We start from the raw sequence: 23,871 nt of genomic DNA, 5'->3' as shown, positions 1-23,871 counted from the left end.
CCCCTCCCCAATGCCCGGGGTGAGGGCCCCGGCCTCCGACCGGGGGTCTCCCGCGTGGTACGGCCTCGGCCGCCTGCGCAGGTGTGAACCGCGATTACCGTCGGCCCCACATGGAACGAGCCCGCTGCGTGGAGCGGACTCTCGTAAGGCCTGCTTTGTCTGTGACTAGCCCTGGCGCTGCTTGTGGCGCAGGTTGTCGCAGATCACCATGACGCGACCGTGCCGGCGGATCACCTTGCACTTGTCGCAGATCTTCTTGACGCTCGGCTTGACCTTCATAGTCCTTTATTCGTCCCTCAGACGCTTACTTGTACCGGTAGACGATCCGCCCACGACTGAGGTCGTAGGGGCTCAGTTCGACGACAACCCGGTCGTCGGGGAGGATTCGGATGTAGTGCATGCGCATCCGCCCGCTGATGTGGGCCAGGACCTTATGGCCGTTGTCGAGTTGCACCCTGAACATGGCGTTCGGGAGCGACTCAACCACAGTGCCCTCGATCTCGATGGCGCCGTCCTTCTTGGCCATGTCCCTCGCGTTTCACTGATCGGTCGTCTGAGGCTTCGGAACACTAAGCAGCCGCGACCACGCGCTTCGATGAGAGCGGCGGTAGCGACACCGCCGATGCGCAATGGTCATAGTGAACCGAAAGAGGAGTGTACGGCACCGGGCGAAGAAATGCGAAACAGACGGCCGGCACCTTGACACAACCGCTAATCAGGATACCTCCTATCCGGACCACATGTGGTATCCCCGCTGCACACGGCGTCCGGACCGCGCACGCGAAGGAGCCCGCCGGTGATCCGAATCACCGGCGGGCTCCCCGAAGTCGGCTACCCCCCTGGTTCAGCGGGCCGCCTCAGCGGCCGCCGTTCTCAGAAGGCGTCGCCCCAGTTACCGCAGTCGTCGAAGCGGTTGTCGCCCTCGCACACGCGGATCTTGAAGTCGTCGAAGCCGTTGCTCTTCTTGAAGCCGCCGAACTTGTCGAAGTGACGGTGGCCGAAGGTCTTGTAGTACTTGGTGTGGGTGCCGAACTTGTCGTGCCAGCGGAACCACACGTAGCTGTACTCGCGGTCACGGTCACGGTCGAACAGGTCGCCGAAGAACCAGTAGCGGCCGTTGTCCTTGTACCAGTAGCCCTTGAAGTAGGACCGCTTGCCGAAGCTCTCGCCGCCGCCGAACTTGGAGTAGTACGGACCGAAGAAGTGCTTCTTGGGCGCCTGGGCCTGCTGGGCGGCGGTCGCGGTGTCCGCGGTCGCGGCCATCGCCGCGGGGGCCGCGGCCAGACCGGCGGCCAGGGAGCCGGCCAGAGCGGTTCCGGCGAGAACGGTACGGAGCTTGCTCATTTGTTTCTTCCTCCTGTGAAGGGGTCCTGCTGTTCGGACACCGCTTACGTTAGGAAGATTCGGTCCGCCGTTCTGCGGAGGAATGCACACTCAGTGACGAGGGTGCACTATTACGGCTTACCGTCCTTGCGCAGGCCGATCAGAACGGTGCTGACCAGCAGAATCGCTCCCCAGGGACCCATCACCCACAGGGGCCAAGGGTAGGGGAAGTCCAGGCCGCTCGTCAGGCCGATGATCAGCCAGATCACCCAGTTGACCCCGCTGGCGATGGCCCAGGGCGCCCACATGGCGGCCAGCTGGTTGCTCCGGCTCTCCTCGGGCTTGGCGGGCTGCCGGGGGGCGGCCGTCGGCAGCTTGCGCAGGTCGACGTCGGGCAGGTCGGAGGTGAGCGTCGCCAGTTCGCCGTAGGTCTTGCTGGCGTAGAGCTGCTCCAGTCGCTCGTCGAACTCCTCGACGGTGAGGCGTCCCTGTGCGTAGTGCTCACGCAACACCGAGGCGACCCTGTCCCTGTCGTCGTCCGACGCCCGCATCTGTGGACCAGTCGCCATCATCACTCACATCCGCTCACCGCACGGGCCGCTCACGCACGGCCCGCGTCGTCTCCCAACAGGTCGGCAAGCCGCTCTTTCCCCCCGTCAAGCGCGGTCAGTACCCATGGTCCATTATGTGTCACGGCGACGCTGTGCTCGAAGTGCGCGGAGGCCTTGCCGTCGATCGTCACGACCGTCCAGTCGTCGGCCAGCACCTTGGTGCGGTCGGTGCCCAGGTTGAGCATCGGCTCGATCGCCAGGCACATGCCCTCTTCTAGCTTCGGCCCCCGGCCGGGCCTGCCGTGGTTGGCGACCCAGGGGTCCATGTGCATCTCGGTGCCGATGCCGTGCCCGCCGTACTCCTTCGGGATGCCGTAGCGGCCCTGGGAGCGCACGTACTTCTCCACCTCGTGCCCGATGTCGGACAGGTGGCGGCCCGGCGTGAGCGCGGCGATCCCGCGCCACATGGCCTCCTCCGTGACCCGCATCAGCTCGGTGAGCGCGGGGTCCACCTCGCCGACCGGGACCGTGATCGCCGAGTCGCCGTGCCAGCCGTCCAGGATCGCGCCGCAGTCGATCGAGATGATGTCGCCCTCGCGCAGCTTCCGGCTGTCGCCGGGGATGCCGTGGACGACCTCGTCGTTGACCGACGCGCAGATCGTCGCGGGGAAGCCCTGGTAGCCCTTGAACGAGGGAATGGCCCCCTCGTCCCGGATCGCCTTCTCGGCGATGGCGTCGAGGTCCAGGGGCGTCATACCGGGCTGCACGCTCTCGCGCAGCAGTTGCAGCGTCCGGCCGACGACCAGGCCCGCGGCCCGCATCTTCTCCAGCTGCTCAGGCGTCTTGACCTGGATTCCGTGCTTGTTCTTCTTGAACACGTGTTCACCCCCGGGGTGATTAAACAGGCAATTCGGGAGCTCAATTCCCCCGATTGTGCCCTAGGAGCTACTCCCGAACACAACACGCCACCCACGGAAAGGTCCGTGGGTGGCGTGCCGATGACGAATCGTCAGTTCACGTGGGGCTCGTTAGTCCACGTAGGGCGCCAGGGCCTCCATCGCGCGCTGGGTGACCTCTTCCACCGGGCCCGCGGCGTCCACGCCGACCAGGATCTCCTCGTCGGCGTAGAAGGAGACCAGCGGAGCGGTCTGCTCCTGGTAGACCTCCAGGCGGCGCCGGACAGTCTCCTCCTTGTCGTCGTCGCGCTGGTAGAGGCGGCCGCCGCAGGCGTCGCAGATGTCGTCCTTCTTGTCGTCGAAGTCGACGTGCCAGATGCGCCCGCACTGGCTGCAGGTCCGGCGGCCGGCGAGGCGGCGGACCACCTCGTCCTCGTCGACCACGAGCTCCAGGACGATGTCCAGTGCGACGCCGAACTCGGCAAGCATCTTCTTCAGGATCTCGGCCTGGGGCACGTTCCTGGGGAAGCCGTCGAGCAGGAAACCGTCCTGCGCGTCGTCCTCCGAGAGGCGGTCGCGGACCATCGCGATGGTGACCTCGTCGGGGACGAGGTCGCCTCGGTCCATGTACTCCTTGGCAAGCTTGCCCAGCTCCGTGCCGCCGGAGACGTTGGCACGGAAGATGTCACCTGTCGAGATCTTCGGGATGGACAGGTTCGATGCGATGAACTGGGCCTGCGTCCCCTTACCCGCTCCGGGGGGCCCCACCAGTACGAGTCGCACTACTTCAGGAAGCCTTCGTAGTTGCGCTGCTGCAGCTGGCTCTCGATCTGCTTCACGGTGTCAAGACCGACACCCACCATGATCAGAATGCTCGTGCCTCCGAACGGGAAGTTCTGACTCGCCCCGACGAGGGCCAGCGCGACGATCGGCACCATCGAGATCAGGCCCAGATAGAGCGCGCCGGGAGCGGTGAGTCGCGTAAGAACGTAGTTCAGGTACTCAGCCGTCGGGCGTCCCGGGCGGATACCCGGGATGAAACCACCGTACTTCTTCATGTTGTCGGCGACTTCAACGGGGTTGAAGGTGATCGACACGTAGAAGTAGGTGAAGAAGACGATCAGCAGGAAGAACGTGATCATGTAGACCGGGGTGTCGCCGGTGACCAGGTTCGTGCTGATCCACTGCACGACCGCGTTCGGCTCCTCCTGGGAGTTCGTGAACAGGGTCGTGATCAGCTGCGGGAGGTAGAGCAGCGAGGACGCGAAGATGACCGGGATGATGCCGGCCTGGTTGACCTTCAGCGGGATGTAGGTCGAGGTCCCGCCGTACATCCGACGGCCGACCATGCGCTTGGCGTACTGCACCGGGATCCGGCGCTGCGCCTGCTCGACCATGACGACCAGGGCGATCATCGCGATGCCGACCACGAGGACGACGCCGAAGACGAAGCCGCCCTTCTGCTGGGCGATGCGCAGCAGCTCGGCCGGGAAGACCGCGATGACCTGGGTGAAGATCAGGATGGACATGCCGTTACCGACGCCCCGGTCGGTGATGAGCTCGCCCAGCCACATGACGACGGCGGTGCCGGCGGTCATCGTCAGCACCATCGTGACGATGGAGAAGACGTTGTCCTTGTCCAGCAGGACGTCCTGCTGGCAGCCCGGGAACAGCTGCCCGGTGCGCGCCAGGGCGATGAACGCCGTCGACTGCAGGATCGCCAGAGCGACCGTCAGGTAACGGGTGTACTGCGTGATCTTGGATTGGCCGGCCTGACCCTCCTTCTTGAGGGCCTCGAGCCGGGGAATGACCACGACCAGCAGCTGGAGAATGATGCTCGCGGTGATGTAGGGCATGATGCCCAGCGCGAACACCGACAGCTTCAGCAGCGCGCCGCCGCTGAAGAGCTGGACCATTCCGTAGATGTTGCTCGCTTCGCCCGCCTGTGCGTCCTTCAGACAGAGGGCGATGTTCTCGGTGTGTACACCCGGGGTCGGAAGAACCGAACCAAGACGGAAAAGCGCGATGATGCCCAGTGTGAAGAGCAGCTTCTTACGCAGGTCCGGCGTACGGAACGCTCGGGTAAACGCGGTCAGCACGGTCCCTCCTGCGCGCCTGAAAGGCGAGGTCGGTCAGCGATGGTGCGGGGGTGGTCCATCTTGTATCTCAAGTCGACGAGCGCGTGGAAAATGAATTGACACTCACTGTCCAGCGAACTCTAACGCACCACGGGCGCGGGGGCCCATTGCGAGCCCCCGCGCCTCGTGTCATGCCTACAGCTCGGAGACAGAACCACCGGCAGCGGTGATCTTCTCCTTGGCACTGGCGGAGAAAGCGTGCGCCTGCACGTTCAACGCCACGGAGATGTCACCGGTTCCGAGGACTTTTACGAGCTGGTTCTTGCGGACCGCGCCCTTGGCGACCAGCGTCTCGACGGTGACGTCGCCACCCTCGGGGAACAGCTCGCCGAGCTTGTCCAGGTTGACGACCTGGTAGGTCGTCTTGAACAGGGCGTTGCTGAAGCCCTTGTACTTGGGCAGGCGACGCTGGAGCGGAACCTGGCCACCCTCGAAGCCGAGGGGGACGGTGGTCCGGGACGTCGTGCCCTTGGTGCCACGACCGGCGGTCTTGCCCTTGGACGCCTCGCCGCGGCCCTTGCGGACCTTCGACTTGTTGGCGCCGGGGGCCGGCCGCAGGTGGTGGATGCGGAGCGGAGTGTTCTCTGCCATGTCTAGTCGACCTCTTCCACGGTGACGAGGTGCGTCACCACGGAGACCATGCCGCGGATCTCCGGGCGGTCCTCCTTGACGACGACGTCACCGATTCGCTTCAGACCGAGCGAGCGCAGCGAGTCACGCTGGTTCTGCTTGCCACCGATCTTCGAGCGGACCTGGGTGATCTTCAGACGCGCCATCGACTAGCTCACCGCCTTCGCCGCCGCGGCCTCGGCGAGACCCTCGGCGCGAGCCTTGAGCATCGCCTTGGGGGCGACGTCCTCGATCGGCAGGCCGCGGCGGGCGGCGATCTCCTCGGGGCGGCTGAGGCCCTTCAGAGCGGCCACCGTGGCGTGCACGATGTTGATCGGGTTGTCCGAGCCGAGCGACTTGGACAGGACGTCGTGGATGCCGGCGCACTCCAGGACGGCGCGCACCGGGCCACCGGCGATGACACCGGTACCGGGCGAGGCCGGGCGCAGGAAGACGACGCCGGCGGCCTCCTCACCCTGCACGATGTGCGGGATGGTGCCCTGGATGCGGGGCACCTTGAAGAAGTGCTTCTTGGCCTCTTCGACGCCCTTGGCGATGGCCGCGGGGACTTCCTTGGCCTTGCCGTAACCGACACCGACCATGCCGTTACCGTCGCCGACGATAACCAGGGCGGTGAAGCTGAAGCGACGACCACCCTTCACGACCTTGGCCACTCGGTTGATCTTTACGACGCGCTCGATGTACGAGACGCCCTTGTCAGCGCTGCCGCCGCGGCGGTCGTCACGCCGACCGTCACGCCGCTCGCCACCGGCGGCGCCACCGCGACGCGGAGCTCCAGCCATCAGTGGTTCCTCTTCTCATTCATAAGACGGGCCATCAGAATTCCAGCCCACCTTCGCGGGCGCTGTCCGCCAGGGCCGCGATGCGACCCGCGTAGCGGTTGCCACCGCGGTCGAAGACGACAGCGGTGATCCCGGCAGCCTTGGCCCGCTGAGCGAGAAGCTCGCCGACCTGCTTCGCCTTGTCGGTCTTGACGCCGTCGGCCGTACGCAGAGCGCTCTCCATGGTGGAGGCGCTGACCAGCGTGTGACCCTGGGTGTCGTCGACGATCTGGACGAAGAGATGCCGCGTGGAGCGGTTGACGACCATGCGCGGACGCTCGGTCGTGCCGACCACCTTCTTGCGGACGCGGGTGTGGCGACGGGCCCGCGAGACGGCGCGGGCGGCCGTGTGCTTGCCGAACGCAGTCTTGCCAGCCATGCCTACTTACCAGCCTTTCCGACCTTGCGGCGGATAACTTCGCCCTGGTAGCGCACGCCCTTGCCCTTGTACGGGTCGGGCTTGCGCAGCTTGCGGATGTTCGCGGCGATCTCGCCGACCTTCTGCTTGTCGATGCCGTCCACGTGGAACAGGGTCGGCTTCTCGACGCGGAAGGTGACACCCTCGGGGGCGTCGACGATCACCGGGTGGCTGAAGCCCAGGGCGAACTCGAGCTGAGTCGGGCCCTTGGCCTGCACGCGGTAACCGACACCTACGATCTCCAGGGTCTTGGTGTAGCCCTGGGTCACACCCGTCACCATGTTGGCGATCAGGGTGCGGGACAGCCCGTGCAGCGCACGGACCTTGTTCTCGTCGCTGGGACGGGTGACGGTGACGACACCGTCCTCGCCCTTGGCGACCTCGATCGGCTCAGCGACCGTGTGAGAAAGCGTGCCCTTCGGGCCCTTGACCGTGACATTCCGGCCGTCGATGGTGACATCGACACCGCCCGGCACGGGGATGGGCAGCCGTCCGATTCGCGACATGCTGTTCTACTCCCCTCTTACCAGACGTAGGCGAGGACTTCCCCGCCCACTCCACGCTTGCCGGCCTGCTTGTCGGTCATGAGGCCGGCGGACGTCGAGATGATCGCGACGCCCAGTCCGCCCAGGACTCGGGGCAGGTTGTCCTTCTTCGCATAGACCCGCAGACCGGGCTTGGAAACCCGGCGCAGGCCAGAGAGCGACCGCTCACGGCTCGGCCCGAACTTGAGCTCCACCACGAGGTTCTTGCCGACCTTGGCGTCCTCGACGCTCCAGGCCTGGATGTAACCCTCCTGCTGGAGGATCTCGGCGATGTGCGCCTTGATCTTCGAGTACGGCATCGCCACGGTGTCGTGGTAAGCCGAGTTCGCGTTTCGCAGACGCGTCAGCATGTCTGCGATCGGGTCGGTCATCGTCATGGCCGGTGGCCTTCCTCACCGCGGTTTCCGCAAGGGACCTACGGTGTGGTCATGGGCGCTTCGGACAGCGCCCGGTGTGAATATGACTTCTGTACGGCTGGCCTCACGCGGATCCGGCGCGTTCACCGGATCCGCGCGGAGACTACCAGCTCGACTTGGTGATGCCGGGCAGCTCGCCCCGGTGCGCCATCTCGCGGAAGCAGATGCGGCACAGGCCGAACTTCCGGAAAACCGCGCGGGGACGGCCACAGCGCGAGCACCGGGTGTAGGCCCGGACCTCGAACTTGGCCTTGCGAGCAGCCTTGACCTTGAGCGACGTCTTCGCCATGATCAGGCCTCCTTGAAGGGGAAGCCGAGGTGCTTGAGCAGCGCCCGGCCCTGGTCGTCGGTCTTGGCGGTGGTCACGACCGTGATGTCCATGCCACGCTGGCGGTCGACCTTGTCCTGGTCGATCTCGTGGAACATGACCTGCTCGGTCAGACCGAAGGTGTAGTTGCCGTTGCCGTCGAACTGCTTCGGCGACAGACCGCGGAAGTCGCGGATACGGGGAAGCGCCAGGGACAGCAGACGGTCCAGGAACTCCCACATGCGGTCGCCCCGCAGCGTGACGTGCGCGCCGATCGGCATGCCCTCGCGCAGCTTGAACTGCGCGATGGACTTGCGGGCCCGGACGACGGCCGGCTTCTGGCCGGTGATGGCCGTGAGGTCACGGACGGCGCCCTCGATCAGCTTGGAGTCGCGAGCCGCCTCGCCGACACCCATGTTCACCTTGATCTTGGTGATCGTGGGGATCAGCATGACGTTCTCGAAGCCGAACTCCTCCTGCAGCTTCGCGGCGATCTCTTCGCGGTAACGCTGCTTGAGGCGCGGGAGCGTACGCTCTTCGGAAGTCGCAGTCATCAGTTGTCCTCACCCGTCTTGGCGTCGGCCTTCTTGTCGGCCTTCTTCTCGGCGGGCTTCTCGTCATCCTTGAGCTTCTTGACGTTGCTCACGTGGATGGGGGCCTCCATGGTCTGCACGCCGCCGGTCTTGGCGCCGCGCGGACCCTGGTGGGTCTCCTTGGAGTGCTTCTTGATCATGTTGACGCCCTCGACCACCACGCGGTCCTCGCGCGGGTAGGCGGCGATCACACGGCCCTTGGCACCCTTGTCCTTGCCGGCGATGACCTGGACCAGGTCACCCTTCTTCACATGCAGCTTCGGCATTTACAACACCTCCGGCGCGAGCGAGATGATGCGCATGAACTTCTTGTCACGCAGCTCGCGGCCGACGGGACCGAAGATACGCGTGCCACGGGGGTCACCGCTGTCCTTGATGATGACCGCCGCGTTCTCGTCGAAGCGGATGTAGGAGCCGTCGGGCCGGCGACGCTCCTTGACGGTGCGCACGACGACAGCCTTGACGACGTCACCCTTCTTGACGGTGCCGCCGGGAATGGCGTCCTTCACCGTGGCGACGATGATGTCGCCGATACCCGCGTAGCGCCGACCCGAGCCGCCGAGCACACGGATGCAAAGGACTTCCTTCGCCCCCGTGTTGTCGGCGACCTTGAGTCGCGACTCCTGCTGGATCACGTGTTCTCCTGTTTGTCTCGCCGGTTCTCACCCTCGGGTGAGCCTTGCGGAACCTACTGTGGTCTTTTTCCTCCGGTGACAGCCCGGTCGCCCGGACCGCCATCGCAGGCGGTGCGAGGGGCCCCTGCGGGGACCCTCACACCCTTGGACACCGTCATGGGGGGTGGGCTCTCGGCCACCCCCCACGAGGCGCGTTCGTTACTTCGCCTTCTCGAGGATCTCGACGACCCGCCAGCGCTTGCTCGCCGACAGGGGCCGGGTCTCCATCAGCAGGACGCGGTCGCCGACGCCGCAGCTGTTGGCCTCGTCGTGCGCCTTGTACTTGGTCGTCCGGCGGATGACCTTGCCGTACAGGGGGTGCTTGACGCGGTCCTCGACAGCGACGACGACAGTCTTGTCCATCTTGTCGCTGACGACCAGGCCCTCACGGGTCTTGCGGTAGTTCCGCGCCACGGTCGTGCTCTCCGTTGCCTCAGCCATCGATCGACTCCTTCTCAACCGTCACGATGCCGAGCTCCCGCTCGCGCATCACGGTGTAGATACGGGCGATCTCGCGGCGGACGGCGCGCAGCCGCCCGTGGCTCTCCAACTGGCCGGTCGCGGCCTGGAAGCGGAGGTTGAACAGCTCCTCCTTGGCTTCCTTCAGCTTCTGGACCAGGGTGTCCTGGTCCTCCACCCGCAGCTCACCGGCGGTCAGGCCCTTAGCCATCACGCCTCACCCACTTCACGCTTAACGAACCGGCACTTCATCGGGAGCTTGTGCATCGCACGGCGCATGGCCTCGCGGGCCACGGGCTCGGCGACACCGGACAGCTCGAACATGACGCGGCCGGGCTTGACGTTGGCGATCCACCACTCCGGCGAACCCTTACCGGAACCCATGCGGGTCTCGGCCGGCTTCTTCGTCAGCGGACGGTCCGGGTAGATGTTGATCCACACCTTGCCGCCACGGCGGATGTGCCGGGTCATGGCGATACGAGCCGACTCGATCTGGCGGTTGGTCACGTAGGAGTGCTCAAGCGCCTGAATGCCGAACTCGCCGAACACGACGCGGGTGCCGCCCTTGGCGGCGCCGCTGCGGTCGGGCCGGTGCTGCTTGCGGTGCTTGACCCTGCGCGGGATCAGCATGGTCAGCTCCCTTCAGCACCCGGCTGCGCAGCCGGGCCGGTCTCGGGGGCGGCCTGCGAGGTCGCCTCGGTCCTGGGGGCGCGGTCGCCACGGCCACCGCGACGGGGACGGTCGCCACCGGCGCCGCCACCACGGCGGGGACGGTCGGCGCCACGACGCTCGTCGCGCTGACGCTGGCCGGCGCGGGCGCCGGCGGCGGCCGCCTCGCGCTCGGCGCGGCTGGTCGGAGCCTCACCCTTGTAGATCCACACCTTCACGCCGATGCGGCCGAAGGTGGTGCGGGCCTCGTAGAGGCCGTAGTCGATGTCCGCGCGGAGCGTGTGCAGGGGCACGCGGCCCTCGCGGTAGAACTCCGAGCGGGACATCTCGGCGCCGCCCAGACGACCGGAGCACTGCACCCGGATGCCCTTGGCGCCGCTCTTCATCGCCGACTGCATCGCCTTGCGCATGGCACGGCGGAACGAGACACGGCTGGACAGCTGCTCGGCCACGCCCTGGGCGACGAGCTGCGCGTCGATCTCAGGGTTCTTGACCTCGAGGATGTTCAGCTGGACCTGCTTCTTGGTCAGCTTCTCGAGGTCACCGCGGATCCGGTCGGCCTCGGCGCCGCGGCGGCCGATGACGATGCCCGGACGGGCGGTGTGGATGTCGACCTGAACCCGGTCGGTGGTCCGCTCGATCTCGACCTTGGAAATGCCGGCCCGCTCCATGCCCTTCTTCAGCATGCGGCGGATCGCCACGTCCTCGGCGACGTACGACTTGTAGAGCTTGTCGGCATACCACCGGCTCTTGAAGTCGGTCGTGACGCCGAGGCGGAACCCGTGCGGGTTAACCTTCTGACCCACTAGCGGGTCCTCCCCTTCGGCTCGCGGGACTCCACGATCACGGTGATGTGGCTCGTCCGCTTGTTGATCCGATAGGCACGACCCTGGGCGCGCGGACGGAACCGCTTCAGCGTCGGGCCCTCGTCGACCCACGCACGGCTCACGAAGAGCGTGTCGCGGTCGAGGTTGAAGTTGTGCTCCGCGTTGGCAATGGCGCTGGACAGCACCTTGTACACGGTCTCGCTCGCCGCCTGGGGAGCGAACTGCAGCACGGCCTGCGCCTCCGAAGCGGGCAGCCCGCGAATGAGGTCCACCACACGGCGGGCCTTCATGGGCGTGTGGCGCGCGAACCGCACCTGAGCCCTGGCTTCCATCGCTTACTCCTCTTAACCTTCTGCTTCGTTTAAGGCGCTTACCGCCGGCTGCGGCGGTCTTCCTTGACGTGGCTGCGGAACGTCCGCGTGGGGGCGAACTCGCCGAGCTTGTGACCGATCATCGCCTCGGTGACGAACACCGGGACGTGCTTGCGGCCGTCGTGAACGGCGATCGTGTGACCGATCATGTCGGGCACGATCATGGAACGCCGCGACCACGTCTTGATGACGTTCTTGGTGCCCTTCTCGTTCTGGGCGTCCACCTTCTTCTGAAGGTGGTCGTCCACGAAGGGGCCCTTCTTAAGACTACGTGGCATTTCGGCTGCTCCTACCGCTTCTTCCGCTTGGTCCGACGACGGATGATCAGGCGGTCACTGGCCTTGTTCGCCGCACGGGTCCGGCCCTCGGGCTTGCCCTTGGGGTTGACCGGGTGGCGACCGCCGGAGGTCTTACCCTCACCACCACCGTGCGGGTGGTCGACCGGGTTCATCGCGACACCGCGGACGGTGGGGCGCTTGCCCTTCCACCGCATACGGCCGGCCTTACCCCAGTTGATGTTGGCCTGCTCGGCGTTGCCGACCTGGCCGATGGAGGCCCGGCAGCGGACGTCGACCTGGCGCATTTCGCCGGACGGCATACGCAGCGTGGCGTACTGGCCCTCCTTGGCGAGCAGCTGGATCTGCGCGCCGGCGGACCGGCCCAGCTTGGCGCCGCCGCCCGGACGGAGCTCCACCGCGTGGATGAAGGTACCGGTCGGGATGTTGCGCAGCGGGAGGCAGTTGCCCGGCTTGATGTCGGCCGCGGGGCCGTTCTCGATCGTGTCGCCCTGCTTGAGGCCGGTCGGGCAGAGGATGTAGCGCTTCTCCCCGTCGGCGTAGTGCAGCAGCGCGATGCGGGAGGTGCGGTTGGGGTCGTACTCGATGTGAGCGACCTTGGCCGGGATCCCGTCCTTGTCGTGGCGCCGGAAGTCGATGATCCGGTAGGCGCGCTTGTGACCGCCGCCCTGGTGCCGGGTGGTGACCCGGCCGTGGACGTTGCGGCCGCCCTTGCTGTGAAGGGGAGCAAGCAGCGACTTCTCGGGCGTGCTGCGGGTGATCTCGGAGAAGTCCGAGACACTCGAGCCGCGGCGACCCGGGGTCGTCGGCTTGTACTTACGGATGCCCATCTTTTTCGTTCATCCTTCGTCGGTTATTCCGGCCGAATGCCCCTCGCCTCCCGGCGAGGGGCTCCGACTCGTTACTTACTGGCGAGCGGGGTTCAGCCCTGACCGAAGATGTCGATCCGGTCACCCTCGGCCAGGCTCACGATCGCGCGCTTGGTGTTGGGGCGCTGGCCGTAGCCGAACCGGGTCCGCTTGCGCTTGCCCTGGCGGTTGATGGTGTTGACGCTGGCCACCTTGACGCCGAAGATCTGCTCGATGGCGATCTTGACCTGCGTCTTGTTGGCCGTCTTCCGCACCAGGAACGTGTACTTGTTGTGCTCGTCGATCAGGCCGTAGCTCTTCTCGGAGACAACCGGCTTGATGATGATGTCGCGCGGGTCGGCGATCTTCTCCATCAGGCGTCTTCCTTCCCGCTCTTGCTCAGACGCGCGACGACCTGGTCGTACGCCTCCTGCGTGAAGACGACGTCGTCGTAGCAGAGCACGTCATAGGTGTTCAGCTGCCCGGCGTCCAGCAGGTGGACCTCCGGAGCGTTGCGCAGGCTCAGCCAGGTGACCTCGTCGCCCTCGTCGACGACGACCAGGACGCTGCGAGCCTGCGTGACCTTGCGCAGCGCCTCGAGGGCCGCCTTGGTCTTGGGCGTGTCGCCGGTGACCAGGGAGCTGATCACGTGGACGCGGCCGCCGTTCGCCCGGTCGGACAGGGCGCCGCGCAGCGCGGCGGCCTTCATCTTCTTGGGCGTCCGCTGCGAGTAGTCACGCGGGAGCGGGCCGTGGACGGTGCCACCGCCGGTGAACTGCGGAGCGCGGGTCGAACCCTGACGGGCGCGGCCGGTGCCCTTCTGGCGGTACGGCTTCTTGCCGCCACCGCTGACCTCGCCACGGGTCTTGGCCTTGTGGGTGCCCTGCCGGCGAGCGGCGAGCTGGGCCACGACCACCTGGTGGATCAGCGGGATGTTGACCTTGGCGCCGAAGACGTCTTCGGGCAGGTCGACCGAGCCGGCCTTGGCGCCGCTGGCGTCGAGGACGTCAATGGTGCTCACTTGGCAGCCCCCTTCTTGGCAGCGGTGCGGATGAGGACCAGGCTGCCGTTGGCGCCGGGAACCGCACCCTTGATGAGGATGAGGTTCTTCTCGACGTCCACGGCGTGGACCTTCAGGCTCTGGACGGTGGTGCGGACGTTGCCCATCCGACCGGCCATGCGCAGGCCCTTGAAGACGCGACCGGGAGTGGCGCAGCCGCCGATGGAACCCGGCGAGCGGTGCTTGCGCTGGGTACCGTGCGAGGCGCCCAGACCGCCGAAGCCATGACGCTTCATGACACCGGCGAAGCCCTTGCCCTTGCTCTTGCCCGTCACGTCGACGAACTGACCGGCCTCGAAGGTGTCGACCAGGATCTCCTGGCCGAGGGTGTACTCGCTCGCGTCGTCGGTGCGGATCTCCGTGAAGTAACGGCGCGGGGTGATCTCGTGCTTGCGCAGGTAGTCACCGAGCGGCTTGTTGACCTTACGGGGGTCGATCTGCCCGAAGCCGAGCTGCACGGCGGAGTAGCCGTCCTTTTCGGGGGTGCGGACGCGGGTCACGACGCACGGACCAGCTTCGACGACGGTCACCGGGACCATCCGGTTGTCTGCGTCGAAGACCTGGGTCATGCCGAGCTTCTTGCCCAGGACGCCCTTGATCTGCTTAGCCATGTCTGTGCGTTCCCTCAGAGCTTGATCGAGATGTCGACGCCGGCGGGGAGGTCGAGTCGCATGAGCGAGTCGACCGTCTTCGGCGTCGGGTCGATGATGTCAATCAGCCGCTTGTGCGTGCGCATCTCGAAGTGCTCGCGGCTGTCCTTGTACTTGTGCGGCGAGCGGATGACGCAGTACACGTTCTTCTCGGTCGGCAGCGGAACCGGGCCCGCGACCTTAGCGCCAGTCCGCGTCACCGTCTCGACGATCTTCTTGGCCGAGCTGTCGATGACCTCGTGGTCATAGGCCTTGAGCCGGATGCGGATCTTCTGTCCCGCCATAATGGCCTCGGTGTCCTTCGCTGTCGTCTGAAAAAGTTACGTGCGGCCTGTGGCCGCTGTATGTGGTCGGGTCCGCCTGCCGGGCCGCCGTACGGCCGACCGGGCCTCCCCGACCTGTCGTCCGGTCGGGGTCCGCCGGGGCGTCTCCCTTCCGGTCCCACGTAGCAGACGCTTGCGGTCTGCGCTTTCTTCCGTGATCCGGCAGTTACTTCGGTCACTTTCGCGGCCGAACCAACTGCGGGATCCCGGTTCGTGGGTCGTGCACGGGACCCGTACGGGCTCCCTCGTGGTGCGGCGGCCGGCCCTTCGATGAGGGCCGACCGCCACTCCGCGATCGAACTACTTGAGAATCTTGGTGACGTTACCGGCGCCGACGGTCCGGCCACCCTCACGGATCGCGAACTTGAGGCCTTCCTCCATCGCGATCGGCTGGATGAGCTGGACGGTCATCTCGGTGTTGTCACCGGGCATGACCATCTCGGTGCCCTCGGGCAGGTTCACGACACCGGTCACGTCAGTCGTACGGAAGTAGAACTGCGGACGGTAGTTGTTGAAGAACGGCGTGTGGCGGCCGCCCTCGTCCTTGGCCAGGATGTAGACCTGGGCCTCGAACTCGGTGTGCGGGGTGGTCGTGCCCGGCTTGATGATGCACTGGCCGCGCTCGACGTCCTCACGCTTGATGCCGCGCAGGAGCAGACCGACGTTGTCACCGGCCTGGCCCTCGTCGAGCAGCTTGCGGAACATCTCGACGCCGGTGACCGTGGTGGTGGTCTTCTCCGACTTGATGCCGATGATGTCGACGGTCTCGTTGACCTTGACGACACCGCGCTCGATACGGCCGGTGACGACGGTGCCGCGACCGGTGATCGAGAAGACGTCCTCGATCGGCATCAGGAACGGCTTGTCGACGTCACGGGTGGGCTCGGGCACGTTCTCGTCGACGGCGTTCATCAGCTCGATGATGCTGTCGCCCCACTTCTGGTCGCCCTCGAGGGCCTTCAGAGCGGAGACGCGCACGACCGGCAGGTCGTCGCCGGGGAACTCCTGAGCCGAGAGCAGCTCGCGGACCTCGAGCTCGACGAGCTCCAGGATCTCCTCGTCGTCCACCATGTCGGCCTTGTTGAGGGCCACGACGATGTAGGGGACGCCGACCTGGCGGGCCAGGAGGACGTGCTCCTTCGTCTGCGGCATCGGGCCGTCGGTGGCGGCGACCACGAGGATCGCGCCGTCCATCTGAGCCGCACCGGTGATCATGTTCTTCACGTAGTCGGCGTGACCGGGGCAGTCCACGTGGGCGTAGTGGCGCTTCTCGGTCTGGTACTCGACGTGCGCGATGGAGATCGTGATACCACGAGCCTTCTCCTCGGGCGCCTTGTCGATCTTGTCGAACGGGGTCGCCTCGTTGAGCTCAGGGTAACGCTCGTGGAGCACCTTGGTGATCGCCGCGGTCAGAGTGGTCTTGCCGTGGTCGATGTGCCCAATGGTGCCGATGTTTACGTGCGGCTTGGTCCGCTCGAACTTGGCCTTGGCCACTGGTCTGTCTCCTTAGAGATTCTGACTTGACTTGCGTCGTTATCACTCGGGTCCGGGAAGCCGGCCCCGTGCGGGGCCGGCGGGTGACGAAGTTACTCGCCCCGGACCTTCGCGACGATCTCCTTGGCGATGTGCTGGGGCACTTCCGCGTAGGAGTCGAACTGCATGCTGAAGCTCGCGCGTCCCTGCGTCTTGCTACGCAGGTCACCCACGTAGCCGAACATCTCAGAGAGGGGCACGAGCGCCTGGACGACACGGGCGCCGGCGCGCTCGTCCATCGCCCGGATCTGACCGCGACGACCGTTGAGGTCACCGATGACGTCACCCATGTAGTCCTCGGGGGTGGTGACCTCGACGGCCATCACCGGCTCCAGGATGACGGCGTCCGCCTTGCGCGCGGCCTCCTTGAAGGCCATCGATCCGGCGATCTTGAAGGCCATTTCGGACGAGTCCACCTCGTGGTAGGCACCGTCCTGCAGGGTGACCTTCACCCCGACCATGGGGTAACCGGCGAGAACACCGAACTCGGCGGCCTCCTGGGCACCCGCGTCGACCGACGGGATGTACTCCCGCGGGATGCGGCCACCGGAGACCTTGTTCTCGAACTCGTACCCGTCGTTGCCCTCGCCCAGCGGCTCAATGTCGATGATGACCTTGGCGAACTGGCCGGAACCACCGGTCTGCTTCTTGTGGGTGTAGTCGACCTTCTCCACCTTGCGGCGGATGGTCTCGCGGTAGGCCACCTGCGGCCGGCCGACGTTGGCCTCGACCTTGAACTCGCGGCGCATACGGTCGACCAGGATCTCCAGGTGGAGCTCGCCCATACCCCAGATGACCGTCTGACCGGTCTCCTCGTCGCGGCGGACCTGGAAGGACGGGTCCTCCTCGGCCAGACGCTGGATGGCGGTGCTGAGCTTCTCCTGGTCGCCCTTGGTCTTGGGCTCGATCGCGACGTTGATGACCGGGGCCGGGAACGTCATCGACTCCAGGACGACCGGGTGGGCCGGGTCGCACAGGGTGTCACCGGTGGTGGTGTCCTTCAGACCCATGACGGCGACGATCTGACCAGCGTGCGCGGACGGGCGCTCCTCGCGCTTGTTCGCGTGCATCTGGTAGATCTTGCCGATCCGCTCCTTCTTGCCCTTCACGGAGTTGATGACTCCGGAACCGGACTCGAGCGTGCCCGAGTAGATGCGGATGTAGGTGAGACGGCCCAGGTGCGGGTCGCTCATGATCTTGAAGGCCAGCGCGGAGAAGGGCTCCTTCACGTCCGCGTGACGCTCGACGATCTCCTCCTCGTTGCCGACCGCGTGGCCCTTGAAGGCCGGGATGTCGGTCGGCGCGGGGAGGTAGGCGACGATCGCGTCGAGCAGGGGCTGCACGCCCTTGTTCTTGAACGCGGTGCCGGTCAGGACCGGGTTGATGGCACTGGCCAGCGTCGCGCGGCGGATGGCCGCGACCAGCTGCTCCTCGGTGGGCTCGACGCCCTCGAGGAAGAGCTCCATCAGCTCGTCGTCGTTCTCGGCGACGGTCTCGACGAGCTTGTCACGCCACTCGCGGGCAGCCTCGGCGTGGTCCGCCGGGATGTCCACGGTCTCGTACATCTCGCCCTTGGCCGCCTCGGCGCTCCAGAGCAGGCCCTTCATCTTGACCAGGTCGATGACGCCCTTGAAGCCGGCCTCGACGCCCCAGGGAAGCTGGATGACGGCGGGCGTGGCGTTCAGACGGCTGACCATCATGTCGACGCAGCGGTGGAACTCCGCGCCGACCCGGTCCATCTTGTTGACGAAGCAGATGCGGGGCACGCCGTAACGGTCGGCCTGACGCCAGACCGTCTCGGACTGCGGCTCGACACCCGCGACACCGTCGAACACGGCGACGGCACCGTCGAGGACGCGCAGCGAGCGCTCCACCTCGATGGTGAAGTCCACGTGGCCCGGCGTGTCGATGATGTTGATCGTGTGGCCGAGCCACTCGCAGGTGGTAGCGGCGGAGGTGATGGTGATACCACGCTCCTGCTCCTGCTCCATCCAGTCCATCGTGGCTGCGCCCTCGTGGACCTCACCGATCTTGTAGGTGATGCCGGTGTAGAACAGGATGCGCTCGGTCGTCGTGGTCTTGCCCGCGTCGATGTGGGCCATGATCCCGATGTTTCGGACCTTGGCCAGGTCAAGAGCGGTCGTGGTGGCCACTTCTCTCGCGTCCTCGTCGTCTCGTCGAACCCGCTGTTACCAGCGGTAGTGGGCGAAGGCCTTGTTGGACTCGGCCATCTTGTGGGTGTCCTCGCGCTTCTTGACCGAGGCGCCGAGGCCATTGCTGGCGTCGAGCAGCTCGTTCATGAGGCGCTCGGTCATGGTCTTCTCGCGGCGGGCGCGGGAGTACTGCACCAGCCAGCGCAGGGCCAGGGTGGTGCTGCGCGCGGCGCGCACCTCGACCGGGACCTGGTAGGTCGCGCCACCGACGCGGCGGCTGCGGACCTCAAGGGTGGGCTTGACGTTGTCCAGCGCGCGCTTGAGGGTGACGACCGGGTCGTTGCCGGTCTTCTCCCTGCACCCCTCCAGGGCGCCGTAGACGATCGACTGCGCGATGGAGCGCTTGCCGTCCAGGAGCACCTTGTTGATGAGCGCGGTGACCAGCGGCGAGTTGTGGACCGGGTCGGCCATGAGCTGGCGACGGCCAGGAGAACCCTTGCGAGGCATGTCTTACTTCTCCTTCTTCGCGCCGTAACGGCTACGGGCCTGCTTGCGGTTGCGGACACCCTGGGTGTCGAGCGAGCCACGGATGATCTTGTAGCGAACACCCGGCAGGTCCTTCACACGACCACCGCGGACGAGCACGATGCTGTGCTCCTGGAGGTTGTGACCGACACCCGGGATGTAGGCCGTGACCTCGATGCCGTTGGTGAGCCGGACACGCGCCACCTTGCGGAGGGCGGAGTTCGGCTTCTTGGGGGTCGTGGTGTAAACGCGCATGCAGGTGCCGCGTCGCTGGGGGCTGGCCTTGAGCGCCGGGGTCTTGGTCTTTGTGACCTTGTCCTGGCGGCCCTTGCGGACCAGCTGCTGAATCGTAGGCACCGCGTCTCCGTTCGTGCTTGCCGGTACTTCGGAAGGTTGTGCTTTTCGCAGGTACTGCCGGTGTCATGACCTGCTGTTTTTCCGTCCACTCCGACCCACGCGGTCGGGCGTGTCGCGCTCATGATGCGCCACTTCCCGATCCAGGCCGTTCCAGTGGTGGAGGCCACGCGGCGCCTTCGTCGACTCCCCGGCGGGAAACCTGCCGACACGCACGCATGAGAGCCCATGAAGCCATGGGCACGAAGGAAGAGACTACGCCAGCCGACGCAACACGTCAAAACGGCTGCGTTGCAGGGCGTCGTCGGACGTCCGCATCGTGTCACGGCTCCCGCGGACGATCTGACGATCGGCCGCCGTGGGCCCTTGCCAAGCTTACCCGCTCCGGCAGAGCCCTTCGGCCATTCCTCCATAACGTCATAACGTACGGCCCGCGCGGCAAAGACCCGGTCAAGCCCTGCAACGGAAACGGCGCCCGGATCCTCAGGGATCCGAGCGCCGTACAGATCAGGCCAAAAGGGGACGGAGCGTCCTCGCCGTGGCGTGGACCCGCCGTCCCCTCAGGGACGCCGGCTAGCGGTTGTACTGGCCGAAGTCGTACTCCTCCAGCGGCACGGCCTCACCGGAGCCCGAGCCGAAGGTGTAGTCGGCCGCGGAGCCGTCGTAGCCGCCGACGGTGTACATCGCCGCCTTGGCCTCCTCGGTCGGCTCGACCCGGATGTTGCGGTACTGCGGCATGCCGGTACCGGCCGGGATGAGCTTTCCGATGATGACGTTCTCCTTGAGGCCGAGCAGCGAGTCCGACTTGGCGTGGATCGCCGCGTCGGTGAGCACCCGGGTCGTCTCCTGGAAGGACGCCGCCGACAGCCAGGACTCGGTCGCCAGCGAGGCCTTGGTGATGCCCATGAGCACCGGGCGGCCGGAGGCCGGCGTGCCCTGCTCGGCCACGCACTCGCGGTTCATCCGCTCGAAGCGCGGCCGCTCGACCAGCTCACCGGGAAGCATGTCGGTGTCACCGGACTCCAGCACGTTCACGCGCTTGAGCATCTGGCGCACGATGATCTCGATGTGCTTGTCGTGGATCGACACACCCTGCGAGCGGTAGACCTGCTGGACCTCGGCCACCAGGTGCAGCTGCACGGCCCGGGGGCCGAGGATGCGCAGCACCTCGTTGGGGTTGACCGCACCGGCGATCAGCTGCTGGCCGACCTTCACGTGCTGACCCTCGGAGACCAGCAGGCGCGAGCGCATCGACACCGGGTAGGCGATCTCGTCGGAGCCGTCGTCCGGAACGATGACGATCTTGCGGGTCTTGTCGGTCTCGTCGATGCGGACCCGGCCCTCGGCCTCGCTGATCGGGGCGACACCCTTGGGGATGCGCGCCTCGAACAGCTCCTGGACACGGGGCAGACCGTGGGTGATGTCCGCACCCGCCACACCACCGGTGTGGAAGGTCCGCATGGTCAGCTGGGTGCCCGGCTCACCGATCGACTGGGCGGCGATGATGCCGACGGCCTCACCGACGTCCACCAGCTTGCCGGTCGCCAGGGAGCGGCCGTAGCAGGTGGCGCAGACACCGATCTTGGCCTCGCAGACCAGGGCGCTGCGGGTCCTGACGGTCTCCACGCCGGCCTCGACCAGCGCGGTCACGTGGGTGTCGTTGATGTCGACGCCCGCGCTCGCGATGACCTTGCCGTCGACCACGACGTCCTCGGCCAGGATCCGGCCGTGCACGTTGCTCTCGGCGTTCTCGGCCTTGACGAGGTTGCCCGCCGAGTCGCGCTCGCCGACGTTCAGCGGGACCGCGCGGTCGGTGCCGCAGTCGATCTCGCGGACGATGACGTCCTGCGCGACGTCCACCAGACGACGGGTCAGGTAACCCGAGTCGGCGGTCCGCAGCGCGGTGTCGGCCAGACCCTTCCGCTGTCCGTGGGTGGAGATGAAGTACTCCAGCACCGACAGGCCCTCGCGGAACGAGGCCTTGATCGGACGCGGGATCGTCTCACCCTTGGTGTTGGACACCAGACCGCGGATGCCGGAGATCTGACGGACCTGCATCAGGTTTCCTCGGGCGCCCGACTGGACCATCATCCAGACCGGGTTGGTCTTCGGGAACGCCTTCTGCATGTCCTCGGTCACGTCACTGGTCGCGTGCGTCCAGATCTCGATGAGCTCCTGACGGCGCTCCTCGTCCGTGATGAGACCGCGCTCGTACTCACGCTGGACCTTGTCGGCCCGGCGCTCGTACGACTCCATGATCTCGGCCTTGTTCGGCGGCGCGACGACGTCCTCGATCGAGATCGTGACACCGGCGCGGGTGGCCCAGTAGAAGCCGGCGTCCTTGAGCGCGTCCAGCGCGGTCGCGACCTCGACCTTGGGGTACTTCTCCGCCAGCTCGTTCACGATGACCGAGAGCTGCTTCTTGCCGACCTGCGAGTTCACGTAGGGGTAGTTCGCCGGCAGCGTCTGGTTGAACAGGCACCGGCCCAGCGTGGTCTCCAGGCGGTAGGAGTCGCCCGGCTCCCAGCCCTCGGGCGCCACCCAGTCGCGCGGCGGCGGGACGTCGCCCTTCATCCTGATCTGGATCTTGGCCTGGATGTCCAGCTCGCGCCGGTCGAAGGCCATGAGCGCCTCGGACACCGAGCCGAAGACCCGGCCCGCGCCGACGCCCTCGCCGTCGTCCTTGATCGTGGTCAGGGAGTACAGACCGATGATCATGTCCTGGGTGGGCATGGTCACCGGCTTGCCGTCGGCCGGCTTCAGGATGTTGTTGGTGGACAGCATCAGGATGCGGGCCTCGGCCTGCGCCTCGGCCGACAGCGGCAGGTGCACGGCCATCTGGTCACCGTCGAAGTCCGCGTTGAACGCGGTGCAGACGAGCGGGTGGATCTGGATGGCCTTGCCCTCGACCAGCTGCGGCTCGAAGGCCTGGATGCCCAGGCGGTGCAGGGTCGGCGCGCGGTTGAGCAGCACCGGGTGCTCGGTGATGACCTCTTCGAGGACGTCCCACACCACCGGGCGGGCGCGCTCCACCATGCGCTTGGCCGACTTGATGTTCTGCGCGTGGTTCAGGTCGACCAGGCGCTTCATCACGAACGGCTTGAACAGCTCCAGCGCCATCTGCTTGGGCAGACCGCACTGGTGCAGCTTCAGCTGCGGGCCGACGACGATGACCGAACGGCCGGAGTAGTCGACTCGCTTGCCCAGCAGGTTCTGACGGAAACGACCCTGCTTACCCTTCAGCATGTCGCTGAGGGACTTCAGCGGGCGGTTGCCGGGACCGGTGACCGGGCGGCCGCGACGGCCGTTGTCGAACAGCGCGTCGACGGCCTCCTGGAGCATCCGCTTCTCGTTGTTCACGATGATCTCGGGGGCGCCGAGGTCGAGCAGACGCTTGAGGCGGTTGTTGCGGTTGATGACCCGGCGGTACAGGTCGTTCAGGTCCGAGGTCGCGAACCGGCCACCGTCGAGCTGCACCATCGGGCGCAGGTCCGGCGGGATGACCGGGATGCAGTCCAGGACCATGCCGTTGGGCGAGTTGCGCGTGTTCAGGAACGCGGAGACGACCTTGAGACGCTTGAGGGCGCGGGCCTTCTTCTGGCCCTTGCCGCTGCGGATCGTCTCGCGGAGGTTCTCGGCCTCGGCGTCGAGGTCGAAGCTGGACAGGCGCTCCTGGATGGCCTGGGCGCCCATGCCGCCGCGGAAGTAGCGGCCGAAGCGGTCGCGCATCTCGCGGTAGAGCAGCTCGTCGCCCTCGAGGTCCTGGACCTTGAGGTTCTTGAAGCGGCTCCAGACCTCCTCCAGCCGGTCCAGCTCGCGCTGGGCCCGGTCACGGAGCTGGCGCATCTCGCGCTCGGCGCCCTCGCGGACCTTGCGGCGCTGGTCGCCCTTGGCGCCGGCGGCCTCGAGCTCCGCCAGGTCGGCCTCCAGCTTCTTCTGGCGGGCCTCGACGTCGGCGTCACGGCGCTGCTCGATGTGCTGCCGCTCGACGGAGATCTTCGCCTCCAGCGACGGCAGGTCGCGCTCACGCAGGTCCTTGTCGACGTGCGTGATCATGTAGGCCGCGAAGTAGATGACCTTCTCCAGGTCCTTCGGGGCCAGGTCGAGCAGGTAGCCCAGACGCGACGGGACACCCTTGAAGTACCAGATGTGCGTGACGGGCGCGGCCAGCTCGATGTGGCCCATCCGCTCACGACGCACCTTGGCCCGGGTCACCTCGACGCCACAGCGCTCACAGATGATGCCCTTGAAGCGCACGCGCTTGTACTTGCCGCAGTAGCACTCCCAGTCCCGGGTCGGGCCGAAGATCTTCTCGCAGAAGAGTCCGTCCTTCTCGGGCTTGAGGGTCCGGTAGTTGATCGTCTCGGGCTTCTTGACCTCACCGTGCGACCACTGGCGGATGTCGTCAGCCGTCGCCAGGCCGATCCGAAGCTCGTCGAAGAAGTTGACGTCCAGCATGTGTTTTCCCCTCCTCAGCTTCTAGATCAGACC

33 protein-coding genes are annotated in these 23,871 nt (G+C 66.4%); all 33 read right to left on the bottom strand.

Annotated elements, in window-relative coordinates; all coding sequences use genetic code 11:
* Window positions 1–165 precede the first annotated feature (165 nt).
* The 33 genes from rpmJ to Psi01_RS00005 all read right to left on the bottom strand — a co-directional run bounded on the left by rpmJ (window position 166) and on the right by Psi01_RS00005 (window position 23,838).
* Entirely contained in the window at window positions 166–279 is a 114-nt protein-coding gene (gene rpmJ / locus Psi01_RS00165) for a 50S ribosomal protein L36 (RefSeq protein ID WP_003956441.1), read from the bottom strand.
* 25 nt (window positions 280–304) lie between these two features.
* On the bottom strand, window positions 305–526 hold the full coding sequence (infA, locus tag Psi01_RS00160) for a translation initiation factor IF-1 (protein ID WP_012887858.1): 222 nt from the start codon (window positions 524–526) through the stop codon (window positions 305–307).
* Window positions 527–873: 347 nt separating this feature from the next.
* The gene (locus Psi01_RS00155) at window positions 874–1,344 is read right to left on the bottom strand and encodes a hypothetical protein (protein ID WP_204061822.1); all 471 of its coding nucleotides are present in this window, start codon (window positions 1,342–1,344) and stop codon (window positions 874–876) included.
* 110 nt (window positions 1,345–1,454) lie between these two features.
* A complete protein-coding gene (locus tag Psi01_RS00150; RefSeq protein WP_373872455.1) occupies window positions 1,455–1,892 on the bottom strand; it encodes a DUF1707 SHOCT-like domain-containing protein in 438 nt (145 codons plus the stop codon).
* A gap of 32 nt (window positions 1,893–1,924) precedes the next feature.
* On the bottom strand, window positions 1,925–2,752 hold the full coding sequence (map, locus tag Psi01_RS00145) for a type I methionyl aminopeptidase (protein WP_204061820.1): 828 nt from the start codon (window positions 2,750–2,752) through the stop codon (window positions 1,925–1,927).
* 150 nt (window positions 2,753–2,902) lie between these two features.
* Window positions 2,903–3,553 carry an adenylate kinase gene (locus Psi01_RS00140; protein ID WP_204061819.1) on the bottom strand — a complete coding sequence of 217 codons (651 nt, stop codon included), beginning with the start codon at window positions 3,551–3,553 and terminating at the stop codon, window positions 2,903–2,905.
* Complete coding sequence (gene secY, locus Psi01_RS00135) at window positions 3,553–4,869, bottom strand: preprotein translocase subunit SecY (protein ID WP_204061818.1); 1,317 nt, start codon at window positions 4,867–4,869, stop codon at window positions 3,553–3,555. The genes Psi01_RS00140 and secY overlap by 1 nt, the downstream gene beginning before the upstream one ends.
* Before the next feature lie 174 nt (window positions 4,870–5,043).
* On the bottom strand, window positions 5,044–5,499 hold the full coding sequence (gene rplO / locus Psi01_RS00130; protein ID WP_204061817.1) for a 50S ribosomal protein L15: 456 nt from the start codon (window positions 5,497–5,499) through the stop codon (window positions 5,044–5,046).
* 2 nt (window positions 5,500–5,501) lie between these two features.
* On the bottom strand, window positions 5,502–5,684 hold the full coding sequence (rpmD, locus tag Psi01_RS00125) for a 50S ribosomal protein L30 (protein ID WP_068896549.1): 183 nt from the start codon (window positions 5,682–5,684) through the stop codon (window positions 5,502–5,504).
* A gap of 3 nt (window positions 5,685–5,687) precedes the next feature.
* Complete coding sequence (gene rpsE, locus Psi01_RS00120) at window positions 5,688–6,320, bottom strand: 30S ribosomal protein S5 (RefSeq protein ID WP_203877436.1); 633 nt, start codon at window positions 6,318–6,320, stop codon at window positions 5,688–5,690.
* Between the two features lie 34 nt (window positions 6,321–6,354).
* Complete coding sequence (gene rplR / locus Psi01_RS00115; RefSeq protein ID WP_204061816.1) at window positions 6,355–6,738, bottom strand: 50S ribosomal protein L18; 384 nt, start codon at window positions 6,736–6,738, stop codon at window positions 6,355–6,357.
* Between the two features lie 2 nt (window positions 6,739–6,740).
* Window positions 6,741–7,283 carry a 50S ribosomal protein L6 gene (gene rplF / locus Psi01_RS00110; protein ID WP_204061815.1) on the bottom strand — a complete coding sequence of 181 codons (543 nt, stop codon included), beginning with the start codon at window positions 7,281–7,283 and terminating at the stop codon, window positions 6,741–6,743.
* Window positions 7,284–7,300: 17 nt separating this feature from the next.
* Window positions 7,301–7,699, bottom strand: coding sequence for a 30S ribosomal protein S8 (gene rpsH, locus Psi01_RS00105; protein WP_068921174.1), 399 nt, complete (start codon window positions 7,697–7,699; stop codon window positions 7,301–7,303).
* A gap of 142 nt (window positions 7,700–7,841) precedes the next feature.
* Complete coding sequence (locus tag Psi01_RS00100) at window positions 7,842–8,027, bottom strand: type Z 30S ribosomal protein S14 (protein WP_068896544.1); 186 nt, start codon at window positions 8,025–8,027, stop codon at window positions 7,842–7,844.
* A gap of 2 nt (window positions 8,028–8,029) precedes the next feature.
* Window positions 8,030–8,599, bottom strand: coding sequence for a 50S ribosomal protein L5 (rplE, locus tag Psi01_RS00095; protein WP_203877433.1), 570 nt, complete (start codon window positions 8,597–8,599; stop codon window positions 8,030–8,032).
* Entirely contained in the window at window positions 8,599–8,895 is a 297-nt protein-coding gene (gene rplX, locus Psi01_RS00090) for a 50S ribosomal protein L24 (protein ID WP_204061826.1), read from the bottom strand. Before rplX ends, rplE begins: the two co-directional genes overlap by 1 nt.
* 9 nt (window positions 8,896–8,904) lie before the next feature.
* Entirely contained in the window at window positions 8,905–9,273 is a 369-nt protein-coding gene (rplN, locus tag Psi01_RS00085; protein WP_068896541.1) for a 50S ribosomal protein L14, read from the bottom strand.
* A gap of 198 nt (window positions 9,274–9,471) precedes the next feature.
* Complete coding sequence (gene rpsQ, locus Psi01_RS00080) at window positions 9,472–9,753, bottom strand: 30S ribosomal protein S17 (protein ID WP_203877432.1); 282 nt, start codon at window positions 9,751–9,753, stop codon at window positions 9,472–9,474.
* Window positions 9,746–9,982: a 50S ribosomal protein L29 gene (rpmC, locus tag Psi01_RS00075; RefSeq protein WP_012887839.1), complete on the bottom strand. Its 237-nt coding sequence runs from the start codon at window positions 9,980–9,982 to the stop codon at window positions 9,746–9,748. The genes rpsQ and rpmC overlap by 8 nt, the downstream gene beginning before the upstream one ends.
* On the bottom strand, window positions 9,982–10,401 hold the full coding sequence (rplP, locus tag Psi01_RS00070) for a 50S ribosomal protein L16 (protein WP_067130055.1): 420 nt from the start codon (window positions 10,399–10,401) through the stop codon (window positions 9,982–9,984). Before rplP ends, rpmC begins: the two co-directional genes overlap by 1 nt.
* Window positions 10,402–10,403: 2 nt before the next feature.
* Entirely contained in the window at window positions 10,404–11,246 is an 843-nt protein-coding gene (gene rpsC / locus Psi01_RS00065) for a 30S ribosomal protein S3 (protein WP_204061814.1), read from the bottom strand.
* The gene (rplV, locus tag Psi01_RS00060) at window positions 11,246–11,599 is read right to left on the bottom strand and encodes a 50S ribosomal protein L22 (protein WP_068921169.1); all 354 of its coding nucleotides are present in this window, start codon (window positions 11,597–11,599) and stop codon (window positions 11,246–11,248) included. The genes rpsC and rplV overlap by 1 nt, the downstream gene beginning before the upstream one ends.
* Before the next feature lie 38 nt (window positions 11,600–11,637).
* Window positions 11,638–11,916: a 30S ribosomal protein S19 gene (rpsS, locus tag Psi01_RS00055; protein WP_068896536.1), complete on the bottom strand. Its 279-nt coding sequence runs from the start codon at window positions 11,914–11,916 to the stop codon at window positions 11,638–11,640.
* Between the two features lie 11 nt (window positions 11,917–11,927).
* Entirely contained in the window at window positions 11,928–12,764 is an 837-nt protein-coding gene (gene rplB / locus Psi01_RS00050) for a 50S ribosomal protein L2 (protein ID WP_204061813.1), read from the bottom strand.
* A 92-nt stretch (window positions 12,765–12,856) separates the two neighbouring features.
* The gene (gene rplW, locus Psi01_RS00045; RefSeq protein ID WP_203890540.1) at window positions 12,857–13,156 is read right to left on the bottom strand and encodes a 50S ribosomal protein L23; all 300 of its coding nucleotides are present in this window, start codon (window positions 13,154–13,156) and stop codon (window positions 12,857–12,859) included.
* Window positions 13,156–13,803 (bottom strand): 50S ribosomal protein L4, encoded by a 648-nt coding sequence (gene rplD / locus Psi01_RS00040; RefSeq protein ID WP_204061812.1) that lies wholly within the window; start codon window positions 13,801–13,803, stop codon window positions 13,156–13,158. The genes rplW and rplD overlap by 1 nt, the downstream gene beginning before the upstream one ends.
* The gene (rplC, locus tag Psi01_RS00035) at window positions 13,800–14,453 is read right to left on the bottom strand and encodes a 50S ribosomal protein L3 (protein ID WP_203877427.1); all 654 of its coding nucleotides are present in this window, start codon (window positions 14,451–14,453) and stop codon (window positions 13,800–13,802) included. Before rplC ends, rplD begins: the two co-directional genes overlap by 4 nt.
* Before the next feature lie 14 nt (window positions 14,454–14,467).
* Complete coding sequence (gene rpsJ / locus Psi01_RS00030; RefSeq protein ID WP_012887830.1) at window positions 14,468–14,776, bottom strand: 30S ribosomal protein S10; 309 nt, start codon at window positions 14,774–14,776, stop codon at window positions 14,468–14,470.
* Window positions 14,777–15,115: 339 nt separating this feature from the next.
* Window positions 15,116–16,309: an elongation factor Tu gene (gene tuf / locus Psi01_RS00025; RefSeq protein ID WP_204061811.1), complete on the bottom strand. Its 1,194-nt coding sequence runs from the start codon at window positions 16,307–16,309 to the stop codon at window positions 15,116–15,118.
* A gap of 92 nt (window positions 16,310–16,401) precedes the next feature.
* Window positions 16,402–18,450, bottom strand: a complete 2,049-nt coding sequence (fusA, locus tag Psi01_RS00020) for an elongation factor G (RefSeq protein ID WP_239126856.1) — start codon at window positions 18,448–18,450, stop codon at window positions 16,402–16,404.
* 87 nt (window positions 18,451–18,537) lie between these two features.
* Entirely contained in the window at window positions 18,538–19,008 is a 471-nt protein-coding gene (gene rpsG, locus Psi01_RS00015; protein ID WP_189235076.1) for a 30S ribosomal protein S7, read from the bottom strand.
* 3 nt (window positions 19,009–19,011) lie between these two features.
* On the bottom strand, window positions 19,012–19,383 hold the full coding sequence (rpsL, locus tag Psi01_RS00010; RefSeq protein WP_012887826.1) for a 30S ribosomal protein S12: 372 nt from the start codon (window positions 19,381–19,383) through the stop codon (window positions 19,012–19,014).
* Window positions 19,384–19,953: 570 nt separating this feature from the next.
* Window positions 19,954–23,838, bottom strand: a complete 3,885-nt coding sequence (locus tag Psi01_RS00005) for a DNA-directed RNA polymerase subunit beta' (RefSeq protein ID WP_204061809.1) — start codon at window positions 23,836–23,838, stop codon at window positions 19,954–19,956.
* Between the last annotated feature and the right edge of the window lie 33 nt (window positions 23,839–23,871).

The sequence above is a fragment of the Paraplanobispora siamensis genome, assembly GCF_016863175.1.
Lineage (GTDB): Bacteria > Actinomycetota > Actinomycetes > Streptosporangiales > Streptosporangiaceae > Planobispora > Planobispora siamensis.
This window is presented reverse-complemented; position numbering and strand designations above follow the sequence as displayed.